The sequence below is a fragment of the Bacillus sp. bc15 genome (genome assembly GCF_900142585.1).
GTDB classification, from domain to species: Bacteria; Bacillota; Bacilli; order Bacillales; family Bacillaceae_G; genus Bacillus_A; species Bacillus_A cereus.
The window spans coordinates 1,802,913-1,817,614 of the sequence record NZ_FRBJ01000001.1 but is presented as its reverse complement, the minus strand read 5'-3'; the positions used below and the strand labels follow the sequence as shown (position 1 = coordinate 1,817,614).

The following is a 14,702-nucleotide window of genomic DNA, read 5'->3' as shown; positions in this document are numbered from 1 at the left end:
ATAGAAAGGAGCAAACAATATGCAAACTGTTAGAATGACGACGGCGCAAGCTTTGGTGAAATTTTTGAATCAGCAATACGTAGAGTTTGATGGAAAGCAACAAAAATTTATTAAGGGAATCTTTACGATTTTTGGTCATGGGAATGTAGTAGGCCTAGGTCAAGCTTTAGAAGAAGACGCAGGGGAATTAGAAGTATATCAAGGGAGAAATGAACAAGGGATGGCAAATGCTGCGATGGCCTTTGCAAAACAAAAACACAGAAAACAAATTATGGCATGTACTTCTTCTGTTGGTCCTGGATCAGCAAATATGATTACCTCTGCTGCAACAGCTTCTGCAAATAATATTCCCGTTTTACTACTTCCAGGTGATGTATTTGCAACGAGACAACCTGATCCTGTTCTTCAACAAATTGAACAAACGCATGACTTATCTATTTCTACGAATGATGCTTTCCGTGCGGTAAGTAAGTATTGGGACCGGGTGAATCGTCCTGAGCAATTGATGACAGCTATGATTCAAGCCATGCGTGTTTTAACGAATCCGGCAGATACAGGTGCTGTAACAATTTGTTTACCACAAGACGTCCAAGGGGAAGCTTGGGATTTTCCAAGTTACTTCTTCCAAAAGCGTGTTCATCGTATTGAACGTCGTCTACCTACAAAAGCCAGTTTAGCGGATGCGGTAGAAATGATTAAGAAAAAGAAAAAGCCAATTATGATTTGCGGTGGTGGTGTAAGATACGCAGAAGCGGCAGAGGAACTCAAACAGTTTGCTGAAACATTCCGCATTCCATTTGGAGAAACGCAAGCTGGGAAAAGCGCGATAGAAAGCAATCATCCATATAATCTTGGCGGCATTGGGGTAACTGGAAATGTAGCAGCCAATACAATTGCAAAGGAAGTAGATCTTGTTATTGGAATTGGGACAAGATTTACTGATTTTACAACGGCATCTAAGCAATTGTTCCAGAATAAAGAGGTTGAGTTTTTAAACATCAACATTTCGGAATTCCATGCGAACAAACTTGATGCATTAAAGGTTATAGCAGATGCAAAAGAAGCACTTCTTGCTCTAATAGATGAACTGCAAGCAATTGAGTATCAATCTAGTTACACAGTAGAAATTGATGATGCAAAAGAGGCTTGGGAAACAGAATTAGAACGTCTACATAATATTCGCTTTACAGGTCAAGGTTTCACGCCGGAAGTTGAAGGTCATTTCGATGAGAATTTAAATGAGTATGTAGACGCACTTGGTACACAATTAACACAGACCGCAGTCATTGGACAAATCAATACATTACTTGATGAAGATGCAATTATTGTTGGTGCGGCAGGAAGTCTTCCGGGTGATTTACAAAGAATGTGGGCAGCAAGAAAACCTAATACATATCACATGGAGTATGGATACTCTTGCATGGGCTATGAAGTTGCAGGTGCACTTGGTGCAAAGCTCGCTGAACCATCGAAAGAAGTATATGCAATGGTAGGGGATGGCAGTTACCAAATGCTACATTCTGAGCTTGTCACAAGTCTTCAAGAAAACAAAAAAATTAACGTCTTATTGTTTGATAACTCCGGATTTGGCTGTATTAATAACTTACAAATGGGCAACGGTATGGGCAGCTTTGGAACAGAATTTCGCTACCGAAACCAAGAAACACGTAAATTAAACGGGGCTATTATGAAAATTGATTTTGCAGCTAGCGCGGCTGGATATGGCGTAAAAACGTATCAAGTTACATCAATGGAACAATTACAGGAAGCGCTTAAGGATGCGAAAAAACAAACAGTTTCTACATTAATTGATATTAAAGTATTACCAAAAACAATGACAAATGGATACGATTCATGGTGGCATGTAGGTGTTGCAGAAGTATCTAATAGTCCAAGTGTACAAGCTTCGTATGAGAGTAAAGTAAGTAACTTGCAAAAGGCAAGATCATATTAGATTAGGACACAAAGAGAGCTTTTTATCTACATGCATATTGTCTAGGAAGTTCTCTTTTTAACGAACAGTTAAGTGAACTTGGCAAGATTCTATAACATTTTGCAAAGAGGAGAGATAAGGGGATGTTTAAAGAAAATACAATTAAGCTTGGAATTGCACCAATTGCTTGGACAAATGATGATATGCCGGAGCTAGGAGCAGAAAATACGTTTGAACAATGTATTAGTGAGATGGCACTAGCTGGATTTAATGGAAGTGAAGTAGGTAATAAATACCCGAGAAATACAGTTGTATTAAAAAAATCTTTGGAATTACGAAACTTGGAGATTGCTAGTGCATGGTTTAGTACGTTTTTAACAACGAAGCCGATTGAAGAGACGGTAGAAGAATTTATTAAGCATAGGGATTTCTTGCATGACATGGGTGCAAAAGTCATCGTTGTTTCAGAGCAAGGGCATAGTATTCAAGGTTTAATGGATGTACCACTATTTAAAAATAAGCCTGTTTTTACAGAAGAAGAGTGGGAAAAGCTAGTGGATGGGTTACATCACCTCGGTAAATTAGCTCAGGAAAAGGGGCTACATATTGTATACCATCACCATATGGGTACGGGTGTTCAAACAACGGCAGAAATTGAAAAGTTAATGGATATGACGAATCCAGAGCTTGTATCCCTACTTTTTGATACAGGTCATCTTGTTTTTTCAGGAGAAGAGCCGCTTTATGTTTTGAAAAAATATTTACCTCGTATTAAACATGTACATTTAAAAGATATTCGCCAGGAAGTAGTTGATGCTGTAAAGGAAAACAATTTAAGCTTCTTACAGGCAGTGAAGAATGGTGCATTTACAGTTCCTGGAGATGGCGTAATTGTATTTGATGAAGTGTTTACTACCCTTGCGAACTCTGAGTATAAAGGATGGTTTGTGGTAGAAGCAGAGCAAGACCCAGCTTTAGCGAATCCTTTTGAATACGCATTAAAAGCTCGAAAATTTATACAAGAAAAAGCAGGTTTGTAATTTAAGCATATTAAGATTATCCCTAAGTAAATGGTATGGTAATCAACATGTCTTCTTACAAAAGGGGTAAAAAGACGTGACGGTTGGTTTTACATTTAATAAATAATATTGAAATAGGGGAGTATGTAATGCCATTAGTTCAAATGAAAGATATTTTAATTAAAGCAGATCAAGAGAATTATGGGGTTGGAGCTTTTAGTGTCGCTAATATGGAAATGGTAATGGGAGCTATTCAAGCAGCTGAAGAGTTACGTTCCCCGCTCATTCTACAAATTGCGGAAGTTCGTTTGAATCATTCGCCCATTCATATGGTTGGTCCTTTGATGGTAGCTGCAGCGAAAAAAGCAACTGTTCCAGTAGCAGTTCACTTTGATCACGGTATGACGTTTGGAAAAATTAAAGAGACATTAGAAATTGGTTTTAGTTCGATTATGTTTGATGGCTCTCACTATCCATTAGAAGAGAATATCCAAAGGACAAAAGAAGTTGTGGAGCTTGCGAAACAGTACGGAGCGACAGTAGAGGCTGAGATTGGCAGAGTAGGTGGTAGTGAGGACGGATCAGAAGATATTGAAATGATGCTGACAAGTACTAAAGAAGCAAAAAGATTTGCAGAAGAAACAGATGTTGATGCGTTAGCTGTTGCGATTGGAAATGCGCACGGGATGTACAATGGAGACCCTGATTTACGATTAGACCGCTTGCAGGAGATTAATGGGATAGTCGATATTCCTTTAGTATTACATGGTGGGTCTGGCATTAGCCCAGAGGATTTCAAGCAATGTATTCAACATGGTGTTCGAAAAATTAATGTAGCAACAGCGACATTTCAGAATGTAATTACTGCGGTTAACACTGCTGTCCTAAATACTCCTTATTCAGATTACTTTATGTATCATCAAGATGTAATTGAGGCCGCATACGAAAACGTTAAAAATCATATGCTCATTTTCGGAAGTGAAAACAAAGCACAACCAGAAAAGCTTTCTTCATTAAATAATAGAAGGAACTCATAATTTAGTTAGCTGACAAAGGTAGAGAATTCTTTCGGGGAATACGTTAAAAAAGGAGGAGAACATCATGTTAGGTAAATTGGGTAAATTAAATGAAGGATATAATGTATTAACAGAAATGAACGGTCATTGCAGTGATATGTTAATGGATATAGGCATATATAAGTTGTCTAATGGAAAAGAAGAGCTGTTATTTGATAATAAGAATGAAACGGCAGTACTTTTACTAGAAGGGGCAATACGTTTAGAGTGGGATGGAATGGAACAAGTTATTCAAAGGCAGTCTGTTTTTGAAGAAAATCCTTGGTGTTTACATGTGGCTAAAAATGTGAAGGTTACAATTACTGCTCTTTCAGATAGTGAAGTGCTTGTCCAAAAAACAGATAATGACCAAGAATTTGCGTCCAAGTTGTATACTCCAAATGAGTGTCAAAGTGTTGTAGTTGGTGAGGGCGTATGGGAGGGAACAGCCCAGCGTGTTATTCGGACAATTTTTGATTATAATAATGCAGCATATTCGAATATGGTTGTAGGAGAAGTTATTTCTTATCCAGGGAGATGGTCCAGTTATCCACCGCATCACCATGATCAACCGGAGGTATATTATTATCGCTTTAACAAGCCACAGGGATTTGGATGTGCAATGGTTGGTGAGGATGCTTATCGCGTTGTACATAATAGTTTTATTACAATTCCGGGTGAGCTAGACCATCCGCAAGCAACTGCGCCTGGATATGCAATGTATTTTTGTTGGATGATTCGACATCTTGAGAATAACCCATGGAATGATCGTATCATGGAGGAAGACCACAAGTGGTTATTAGAACCAAACGCGAAAATTTGGCCAGAAAAGGAATAGACGAAAATAAATACGAGCACTCCTATTGTTAGTGATAGGGTGCTCTTTTTTCTGTTTATGCGCATAAAGGAAAATCCTTCTTACTGTTACCGTCGGATTATCGTCCTGCACACATTTGAAGAAGGAGAATTTCTATCTAATAAAATAAGATAAGATTTGATATTTTCTTAGTTTTGGTTAGGTAAGTTTATATACTTAAAGTAAAGGGCTTAATTTCAATTAAGGAGGAGGATAATTTGGAGGTATATAACTCAGCTGCTCCTGCACAAACAAATAATGAAGAGTTACCATTCGATATTTCTTGGATGACCGATTGGATTGTAGACTGGTTTGGTTCTTTGTTTAATGGCGGCAGTAATGTAATAAAAGATGGGGGAGATAAAATAGATGGTGCAGTCCATGCGAGTGTGCCTGCATTCTTTGATGTTATTTTCCTTATATTTTCTGTAGTAATTTTAATATCATTATTAGTTTTTGGGGCTTCGTTATGGTTTAAACATATAAAGTGGAAAAAAAGATCTATATATTTAGGAGTAGGTTCATTTATTCTCATACTTTTAATAAGGATTCTACCAGTGTTAATGTTGACAACACGTTCTTTTGATTTTCAAACTTTTATGAGTAATATGGTGGGCTTAATTACTTCTATAATTTTAGGAACAGCTGTATTAATGTTTTTGATATCTTTAGCATTAGGTATGCTTTATAAGAAATTTGAACATCCCAAATATGGAAAGTGGAGTTCAAGTTTGAGATATAGTTCAATTTTTATATTTGTAATGACATTGCTAGTACCGGCCTTACTGCGCCATTTATAATTTTGGTTTATATAAGGAGATAGAGGAATAGTGAAGGTAACATCTATATTTATTCCTTCTATATATACTAGTACTTATTCTCCTTTAGGTTTCTAATTTAAATCTAATAAGTTAAAAAGCTTTTTGTGTATGAGGTTTTGGTAAGGGAGGATGAGTATTAGTGACTACGTTCATTGTAATGGTTAGTATTTTCTTAATTCTATTCGTAATTGGTCCTAAAGCGACTAAGAGAAAAGAAGAAAAAGATAGAATAGAAAAAGAACATAAGCAGAAAATGGAGGCTTTAGAAGAAAAGTTGGATTTTGATATTAATGGAAGCAAAGTAAGGTTACATAAAAAGCCTAAATTAAAGAAAAGTATATATAAAATAAAGAGTAACAGATAGCTTTTTAATTAAAAGGGGAAAGGGATAGAATGGACAACGGGTTTCTTTGAACAAAGTAGGGAGCATCATACCGGACGGATTTAGAAGAGTGCTTTAGGGAGTTGGTACAAGAAATATGCGACGAATTAGAAATTGTCATTGTCGCTTTAGAGTGTAACAAAGACCATACACATATGTTTTTAAACACGCTGTCAACATTTAGTCCTTTGATATTATGGCAAAAATCAAAGGAGTAACTTCAAAAAATTGAGAGAGGAATTTCCTTACCCTAAACATTTTCCAAGTTTATGGGCATGTAGTTATTTTGTATCTACCGCAGGAAATGTATCGAGTGCAACTTTTAAAAAATATGTAGAAAAACAAAAAACAAGGAGATGAGAAAGGTGCAAATTAAATGTAGTAATTGCGGATTTGAACAATTTATGAAAGACCATAAATTCAACAGAGAATATAGAGATGACTACAAAAATGCCTTGTTTGTTCTGTGTGGGAGAAATGCTTGTGATACTTCTCAAATTAAAATCCCGAGTGGTTATATCAGAAAAGTGATGTGGCTTGGCTCGTGGTCAATTGTAAGAGTTATAACTTTAGACGAATACAAAAGTCTTAAAAGAGCCAGACTTCTTAGGGATTTAGTTGTAGAAAAATATAACAATTTGTGACAGAAAAATTAAGCTATTTCCTACAAAAGAACAGGATTTTATCTTAAAGGCTATGGGAAGAGAATATATCTCTACAATCAATGTACTTGTATCTGAAATGGTACAGCAAAGAAAATATATGAGATGAAAGAAGCCATTTGTGATAGAATGGTTCTTTTTGTATTAGAATATTTTCCTATGTTCATTATTTTGTTGCTTGAAGTGAAACTAAATCTAAAGATAGCTACTAATTCTAGAGTGATACCAAAAACTCGAATTACTTTCTTCATGTTCTTCTGTGAATATTCAAAAATAAGTTTCTCAAGTTAAAATATTGTGAATATATTTATAAATGCAAGTATGCCGTGATAATATTTGATAAAAGGGGGTAGGAGCAGATGAGTGTTAACCTCATTTCTAACGAAAAAATCACCAAATTATTAAATGACTGGTATCAAGCTATGATTGCACAATGTGTATTACAGTCTGAAAAGATAAAAGAAGATATTGAAAGTAAAATTAATTATATCAAGGAAGATCAAACAATATTAATGTATTACGCTTTACTAAATGCGCGGTACAGCCTTCTAATTCGTGATACGAAGGGTTCAAAAGATATTTTAGACAAAGTCGAACCTTTACCAGACGAAAATGAAACGTTTTTAGAGTACTATTATCATTTATTTAAAGCTATTTACGCCATCAATACGGCCAACAATAGTGAAGCAAGGATTCATTTTGAAGAAGCTGAAAAGCTTCTAGATTACATGCATGATGAAATTGAAAAAGCAGAATTTAATTATTGGGTTGCTGTTTACTACTACCATATAATGAAACCAATTCAAGCAATTCAATATGCTATGAAGGCAAATGAAATATTTATAAATAATGCAGGATATGAATTGAAAATAGCTGCATGTTTAAATACTTTAGGAATGGCAAACATACGACTAAATGAATTTGAAAGTGCAGAAGAATATTTACTTTCAGCATTAGACACTTTCAAAAAATCAGGTGATGAAATTCTAATTAAACGCGTTAAGCATAATTTAGGACTTTTATATGCAAGTCAAAACATGCCAGAGTTAGCAGTTAAACATTTAGAGAATTCATTAGAGAATAACTTTAAAACTATGTTTCTTTTAGCGAGAGAACATTTCAAGCTAGGAAAGCATACTATTGCTAATGAATATATTGAACAAGGTTATAAGCTTAGTGATGTAGGTTATCGTCATCATTTCGAAATCTTAAGGTCATTACATAATAAAGCACCAATCGAAGAATTTGAGAAATTAGTTATAGAAGGTATTTCTTATTTTGAAGCAGAAGAATTATATGAGTGGATAAAAGAGTATGCTTCTCTTTTAGGTGACCAATTCTACAATTCAAAAAATCATGAAAAGGCAAGCAAATATTTACACATTGCTTTAGACGCAGACAAAATAAGCAAAGAAAGAAGGGCGCTAAAATGAAAAAAGCTATCTTATTAATGATGATGTTGTCCACATTTTTTACTTTTGGTCTTACTAATGTAAAAGACGTACCACAACAAGAATCAATTGAAGTATTTATGGATCATGGGGAACATATTTAATTTTCTAAAAAGAGGCTAATAAAGTTTTATTTAATCTAATTATTAAACAGAGATCTGAGCGTATTACTGATGCTTGGATCTTTTTTAATAATAGGGCTTTGTGAACATAACTAACGGTTGATTACGGAAATAATGATTGTGGGGGAAAAAGATGAAATGGGGAATAGAAGCAATAAAGAGTTATGAATTAAATTGTAATGACTTAGATCGATATACAATTTTAAGGGAAGAATACCAAAGTACAAACTGGAGTTATTTATCTCTCTCGCATCTTCAAAATTTCTTAGAAACATCAGGTTTGGATAGAGATATGATATTAGAACTGCTGCCAATTAATTTTAAAGGAATTGTATGGAAGTCTCTTGAAAGCGAGGACTTGGAATTTCTAAATACTTTAACAAGTCCTATTAGATGTTTGGAGATTTTAGATAGATATAACTTAATGGATTCTGCAGCAACTCATACACCAAGCATGGAATATAAACTGAGATGGTTAAAAGAGCGCTGGGTGAAAGGATATTATATTTTCGCCAACTGCTGAGATAAAGCTTGAATAATAGAAAGGAGGATATATTGGAGAGGACCGACTCATGTAGCAGCAGGGGCAGCATTCGCTTTAAAATAGCGTCAAGTTCTTACGTAATATATTAAGCTTGGTACTGATCCATACGGAGAAAGACACCAAAGGCGTCTTTCTCCGTATGGAACCATCTTAAGTTTAATGTTATGGATAAGATTTCTAACCAAAATGATTGTTGCAATTTAATATATTTTTAATGTATGGATGTGTGCATTCTTATGACAAATAGATTGTGTACTATCATGCAAGTTAGTATTTTATTAGTAATCATTTTCATCTGAGTTACTATTATAACTAGAATTATAAGAAGGACTATCATACCTAGAGGAATCTTCATTTTTGTAACTAGAAGTGCTGTTATAATTGGAGTTACTATAGGAACTTTCAGAACTTGAACTATTAGAAGAGCTATAATAGCTAGGGGAACTGTAGTCGTCATAATAGTCGTTAAAATCATCTTCATCATCCAAATCAGAATTTACAACTTTATTTGTATTTGCTTTCTTTCCAACTGATTGAACTCTATAAGACGTATTCCTTTTTTTATTTTGTTTTCTTTTTCCATTTCCTTTAGATTGCAACGAAGGTGTATACGTTATAGGTATTACTCTAGATAATCCCCTTACAAATAATCGAACAATACATACTAAAATCCACATGCAAATAATAAATACAAAGACATAAAGAGCAATGTTGTAAATCATATTGTTTATTGTATCTATCATCGCACCCTTTGAAATATTAAACATAAAATCAATCACCGCCATTTTTCTATAAATTTTATATTAAAAACGTAATATTAATCTAAATAGAATTATAAAATATTTTTTCCATTTTTTATATAAAAAATATGAATTTGTTACCGCGGATTAGAATTAAGAAAAAGACACCCTGAGGTGCCTTTCAATGACCTTAGTATCATTTTTTAGTGTGAAAAGGCAAATTGTATACAGTTTGATACTCTCGCTGGATTATTTCATTTGTATATAAATTATTTTAAAGTTTTTCTCATTTTTATGCATTTGAAATTTAATAGTGGGGGATACCGCTACATGCCCATCAACTTAAGAAAAATAAATGTCCCAAAAATTAAAAAAGGAACAAATTAATTTACTCCTTTTTTACTTGAATTCCACATGAAATTTAGTATCAATGATTCCAAAAGCAACTTTACATGGGAACGGATTTTTTCCTATTGAAGCAGCGCGCATACATGAAAGCACCCAATAATCCAATTCTAAAGGTAAACGGAATACTTGGATACTACTATCATCGTTTTTTACTGTTACGATTGGTGTATTTACCCTAGTTGTAGTGAAACCGTCAGTTGTTATCATTGCTACTGCATCATTATTATGAAAACCAGCGCTTAAAACCTCGTAAGTTATTCCATCATTCTCATTAATAATCATAGGTATATTTAAATAGGGATAGCTATTTATATTGTTATGAATAACTGTTCTTGCTGTATTCTTTCTTATCTGATTCCCTTGCATTTTATACACTCCTTTATAACAATCCAAACGTTTAAATCTATTCTATTTTACATCAAGTATATCCGAAAATTGTAGTGTCAACTTATTATAGAAAGCATCCGTACATATGATAGCGCTATTTAACGGATCTATATCAATGATGGTCATATAGTTAGTAAGAAAATAGCCGTCTTCATAATATGTAATTAGTATTTCTTCTTCGGATAATAAGGAACATAAAAGCATATTCTCAATAAGTTCTTTTTCTTCAGAGGTTAAAATAGGACGTGCTATTTTATTTTTCTCTTTGATTATTTCACGTATTCCGGCGAATTGTTCTGGCATTGCTGCGAACGGCGCCCATTTTACCATTCCTCTGCCTTTTGGCATATTAGCGTTGTTCATGCTTTGTGTCCTCCTAATAGTGTGTTTCTGCATCTAGCTGTTGCATTATTTGTATACGAAATTCCTCTTAATATACTATTCTTTCCAAATTTCGTGCGTATTTCATCCATTACTTTCGTTAGCTTTATTTCTTGTTCTCGTTGCGTGACATTATCAAAAAGTGAAATTTGTTCTTCTCCTTCTTGAAGTAGGTTTGTTAAGGATATGTTTATGCTACGAATGGGTTCACCAGTATATTGCTGATGTAAAAAGTATGTACAGATATGATAAATATCCATCGTTAAATTTGTGGGACGGCTTAAAGTATGTGTTTTTCTAATGCCACCTGCACAATTCTTGCTATAACCAACAGAGAAATGAACGGTTTGAGCAAGTTTGTTTTGTTGTCTTAATCGATAGCAAACTTCTTCGGTATGTTCCAGCAGGATAATCGGAAATTCTTCTATTGTGTAGTCACGCATGAGAATTTGGCTTTTTCCAATAGAAGTTGTGGCAGGAACATATTTCTCTGAAATGCGACTAAAGTCAATTCCATGGCTATGTAAGTGTAATTCTTCTCCAATCACGCCGAAGCTTTGTTTTAAATATTTAAGAGGATAATTAGCTAAATCTTCAATTGAATGTATTCCTTTTTTATTTAACTTTGTTTCAGTTTTATGTGAAATTCCCCAAAACTTACTAAGTGGCCGTATGCTCCATAATTTTGTAGGTACATCTTCGTATTTCCAATAAGCAATTCCGTCTTTATTTTGCTTTCCTTCAATATCTAAAGCTACCTTACTCATCAACAGGTTAGGAGCAATTCCAATTGTGCATTCAATTCGTGTATGTTCATATATTTCACGTTTAAACTGTAATGCAAATTCATGTGGATTTCGGGCAAATAGATGGATGCTATCGGTAATATCCATAAAAAATTCATCAATGCTGTATTGATGAAAGTCTTCAATAGGAACATATTGTAGAGCTAACTTCGTTATGTAATTGGAGCATTTAATATATGTTCCCATAATTGGATTCACAATAAGAATATCTTTTTGTCGAGGAATCTCGTATAGCCTTGCCATCTTCTTTACACCCATTGCTTTTAATGGTGGAGTTGCGGCTAGAACAATTGAACCGTTTCTATTTACATCCCCGACTACAGCTAATTTTGTATGAAGTGGATCAAAGCCCAATTTAATACAACTAACTGAGGCATAAAAGCTTCGAAGATCAACACATAAAATGATTCTATTCGGTAAAATTGAATAGTCATACATCATAATTCCTCCCAACAACAAGAACGTCCGTTCTTATTATACACGAACTTACGTTCTTTTATGAAGTGGTTTTTGAAAAATATTTATGAATTAAAAATACGCAGAATGAAAGAGAGAGCGGCCTAATGTAGTTGGAGTGTTTAGGTTATAAACAGTGTTAGCTATATTAGGTAGTGAGGGAAGAAAAGGATAGGAGGGAAGTTCTTTAAATCAATTTCTAAGTATTTGAAATATAAGTGTTGACTGTAATTTATTACCTATGCTAACATATAGATAATTTAATTTAGGCGGTGGATATGTATTGGACTCAGACGTTGACTCGGATAGTTGGCTAAATAACCTCGATTTTCTTAGAGTACCTCTTATTATTTTGAGAATGTAGATTGTAAACAATCATATATTACACGCAGTTAATAAATAGTAAGTAGGGAAAGTGAAAATATATTAGGAGGTGAATCCTTTAGTTTTTACGAAACTAAGGGGATTAGTTGGACATATTTAATTTAATTATGGTAGCGGTTTTAGTCGCATGTACCGCGTTTTTCGTGGCAATTGAGTTTGCTATTGTAAAAGTAAGAGGATCAAAGATTGATCAATTTGTATTAGAAGGAAAGAAGGGTGCATTGGCAGCTAAGAAAGTAACGTCAAACCTGGATGAATATTTGTCAGCTTGTCAATTAGGTATTACAGTGACAGCAATGGGACTAGGGGCATTAGGTGAACCAACCATTGAGAGACTTTTACATCCTTTATTTGATAAGTGGAATATCAACCCTTCCATTGCAGGTGTATTATCTTTAGGAATTGCTTTTACTTTTATGACGTACTTACATGTTGTAGTTGGTGAATTGGCACCCAAAACATTTGCGATTCAAAAGGCTGAGAAGGTTACTTTATTGCTTTCAGCTCCGCTTATCTGGTTCCACAAAATCATGTATCCGTTTATTCGATTGTTGAATGGCTCTGCAAGGATGATAACAAGACTATTTGGTTTAAAACCAGCATCAGAGCATGATGTCGTACATACAGAAGAAGAATTACGATTGATTCTTTCGGAAAGTTATCAACGTGGAGAGATTAATCAAGCTGAATATAAATATGTAAATAATATTTTTGAATTTGATAATCGTATTGCAAAAGAAATAATGGTCCCTCGTACAGAAATTATAGGGCTTCATGTAGAGAATTCTTTAGCGGATCATATAAATATAATCCGTAATGAAAAGTACACACGCTACCCTGTATTTGGAGAAGACAAAGATGAAATCATTGGCATGGTGAATGTGAAAGATTTCTTGATTCGTTATATGAGTAATGAATCAAAAGAATTTAAATCTATGTCCTCGTATACGCGTCCAGTAATTGTAGCAATAGAAACCATACCAATACATGATTTATTATTAAAAATGCAAACGAAACGTATCCCATTGGCTGTATTATATGATGAATACGGCGGCACAGCTGGTTTGGTAACAATTGAGGATATACTAGAAGAAATTGTAGGCGAAATCCGTGATGAATATGATGGAGATGAGCTGTCACCAATTCAGCAAATAAATAATGATCATGTTGTCGTAGAAGGTAAAGTGCGTATTAGTGAAATAAATGATTTGTTAGGATTACATATGAATGATAGTGATGTTGATACAATTGGTGGTTGGATTCTAATGCAGAATTATGATATCCAGGAAGGACAAACATTATTTAGTGAAGGATATGCTTTTACAATTCTTTCAAAAGACCCCCACCAAGTTAAGTGTGTTGAAATAAAAAAAGAAATTTTAGAAGCAGCAACTGTATAGTTGCTGCTTTTTATAGGGGTAGCAGAAAATGAAAGCAAAGATTCTTGTAACATTAACCTTACCTGTTATGTTATTAGCAGGTTGTACAACCGAAACATATGGACTTACACAGTCAGAGTTCAGACAAGTAGATAAAGAGTTTAAAGCAGATAAGATGATAAAAGACATGAAACAGTTGCATTATAGCGATGAACAAATTGAGAAACAGCTAAGAATGGCGTTAGCACAATTAAAGTATGAAGAGGAAATGAAGAAGAAAGAGAATGATAAGTACAAGGGTATAGAGACGGAAGAAGAAACCAAGAAAGACAAGAAGAAAGGGGACAATGAAACAGTCTATGAAAAGAAAGAAAAAGAAAAAGTAACGGTAACGGAAGAAAGATATCCGTATCAGTTATACGAAATCTATGCCCGACTTCAGTATCAAATTGAATATCTAGGTAAGGGGATGGAAAAATCAATTAATGAGCGTAGTGCTACCGTGAACTACACAAGAGAAGAATCAAAACTGGTTGATATGCAACTAAACTACATACTTAACCTGGTGCCAATCGGAAAGTACGAATCAAACTATCCTTTACTCGAAGAAGGTGTATCAAAGTTAAGAGAAGCTTTAGAACTCATTGTAGACTTTGGTATGAGAGCGCAAAATCCATTATATCCTGATAACAAATTACCTGAGGGATTCGACAAAGCCAATGATATGATTATAGACGTACTGAGCACATGGCAACCGATTTTTGATGAAATAGATAAAGATTTCCCTGATGCGAAACGTAAAGCAGAGAAGAAAGTAGAAAGGAATTTAAATGATGATACAGAAGGTGGATTCCGTATTCATAAATTAAATCCTAAAAAGGTAAGCAGAGAAGAAAATAACAACGATTATTAACGG

The 14,702-nt window shown here is 34.3% G+C and carries 15 protein-coding genes and 1 pseudogene; 12 read left to right on the top strand and 4 right to left on the bottom strand.

Annotation, left to right across the window (positions count from 1 at the left end; genetic code table 11):
• Positions 1–19 precede the first annotated feature (19 nt).
• The 10 genes and pseudogenes from iolD to BUA87_RS09220 all read left to right on the top strand — a co-directional run bounded on the left by iolD (position 20) and on the right by BUA87_RS09220 (position 8,824).
• Positions 20–1,954 carry a 3D-(3,5/4)-trihydroxycyclohexane-1,2-dione acylhydrolase (decyclizing) gene (iolD, locus tag BUA87_RS09270; protein ID WP_072939348.1) on the top strand — a complete coding sequence of 645 codons (1,935 nt, stop codon included), beginning with the start codon at positions 20–22 and terminating at the stop codon, positions 1,952–1,954.
• A gap of 122 nt (positions 1,955–2,076) precedes the next feature.
• Entirely contained in the window at positions 2,077–2,973 is an 897-nt protein-coding gene (gene iolE / locus BUA87_RS09265) for a myo-inosose-2 dehydratase (protein WP_072939345.1), read from the top strand.
• Between the two features lie 128 nt (positions 2,974–3,101).
• Positions 3,102–3,989: a class II fructose-bisphosphate aldolase gene (locus BUA87_RS09260; protein ID WP_072939342.1), complete on the top strand. Its 888-nt coding sequence runs from the start codon at positions 3,102–3,104 to the stop codon at positions 3,987–3,989.
• A gap of 64 nt (positions 3,990–4,053) precedes the next feature.
• Positions 4,054–4,845, top strand: coding sequence for a 5-deoxy-glucuronate isomerase (locus tag BUA87_RS09255; RefSeq protein ID WP_072939339.1), 792 nt, complete (start codon positions 4,054–4,056; stop codon positions 4,843–4,845).
• 218 nt (positions 4,846–5,063) lie between these two features.
• The gene (locus BUA87_RS09250; RefSeq protein WP_072939336.1) at positions 5,064–5,663 is read left to right on the top strand and encodes a hypothetical protein; all 600 of its coding nucleotides are present in this window, start codon (positions 5,064–5,066) and stop codon (positions 5,661–5,663) included.
• A 160-nt stretch (positions 5,664–5,823) separates the two neighbouring features.
• The gene (locus tag BUA87_RS09245; protein ID WP_072939333.1) at positions 5,824–6,048 is read left to right on the top strand and encodes a hypothetical protein; all 225 of its coding nucleotides are present in this window, start codon (positions 5,824–5,826) and stop codon (positions 6,046–6,048) included.
• 74 nt (positions 6,049–6,122) lie between these two features.
• Positions 6,123–6,426: pseudogene (gene tnpA / locus BUA87_RS09240) on the top strand (IS200/IS605 family transposase); the annotation flags it as partial.
• A 661-nt stretch (positions 6,427–7,087) separates the two neighbouring features.
• On the top strand, positions 7,088–8,161 hold the full coding sequence (locus BUA87_RS09230; protein ID WP_072939330.1) for a response regulator aspartate phosphatase: 1,074 nt from the start codon (positions 7,088–7,090) through the stop codon (positions 8,159–8,161).
• Positions 8,158–8,283 (top strand): aspartate phosphatase, encoded by a 126-nt coding sequence (locus BUA87_RS09225; RefSeq protein ID WP_071714989.1) that lies wholly within the window; start codon positions 8,158–8,160, stop codon positions 8,281–8,283. The genes BUA87_RS09230 and BUA87_RS09225 overlap by 4 nt, the downstream gene beginning before the upstream one ends.
• Before the next feature lie 151 nt (positions 8,284–8,434).
• The gene (locus BUA87_RS09220; RefSeq protein WP_025117926.1) at positions 8,435–8,824 is read left to right on the top strand and encodes a hypothetical protein; all 390 of its coding nucleotides are present in this window, start codon (positions 8,435–8,437) and stop codon (positions 8,822–8,824) included.
• 299 nt (positions 8,825–9,123) lie between these two features.
• Here the strand turns inward: BUA87_RS09220 and BUA87_RS09215 are convergent, their stop codons facing one another.
• The 4 genes from BUA87_RS09215 to BUA87_RS09200 form a co-directional block, all read right to left on the bottom strand.
• A complete protein-coding gene (locus BUA87_RS09215) occupies positions 9,124–9,612 on the bottom strand; it encodes a hypothetical protein (RefSeq protein WP_071731141.1) in 489 nt (162 codons plus the stop codon).
• Positions 9,613–9,984: 372 nt separating this feature from the next.
• Complete coding sequence (locus tag BUA87_RS09210; protein WP_071714991.1) at positions 9,985–10,359, bottom strand: hypothetical protein; 375 nt, start codon at positions 10,357–10,359, stop codon at positions 9,985–9,987.
• 42 nt (positions 10,360–10,401) lie between these two features.
• A complete protein-coding gene (locus BUA87_RS09205; protein WP_001057796.1) occupies positions 10,402–10,743 on the bottom strand; it encodes a YolD-like family protein in 342 nt (113 codons plus the stop codon).
• The gene (locus tag BUA87_RS09200; protein ID WP_000272544.1) at positions 10,740–12,005 is read right to left on the bottom strand and encodes a Y-family DNA polymerase; all 1,266 of its coding nucleotides are present in this window, start codon (positions 12,003–12,005) and stop codon (positions 10,740–10,742) included. Before BUA87_RS09200 ends, BUA87_RS09205 begins: the two co-directional genes overlap by 4 nt.
• A 488-nt stretch (positions 12,006–12,493) precedes the next feature.
• Here BUA87_RS09200 and BUA87_RS09195 point away from each other — a divergent pair, with 488 nt between their 5' ends.
• Complete coding sequence (locus BUA87_RS09195; protein ID WP_025117928.1) at positions 12,494–13,807, top strand: hemolysin family protein; 1,314 nt, start codon at positions 12,494–12,496, stop codon at positions 13,805–13,807.
• 28 nt (positions 13,808–13,835) lie between these two features.
• Positions 13,836–14,699 (top strand): hypothetical protein, encoded by an 864-nt coding sequence (locus BUA87_RS09190; RefSeq protein ID WP_072939326.1) that lies wholly within the window; start codon positions 13,836–13,838, stop codon positions 14,697–14,699.
• The last annotated feature ends 3 nt before the right edge of the window (positions 14,700–14,702 follow it).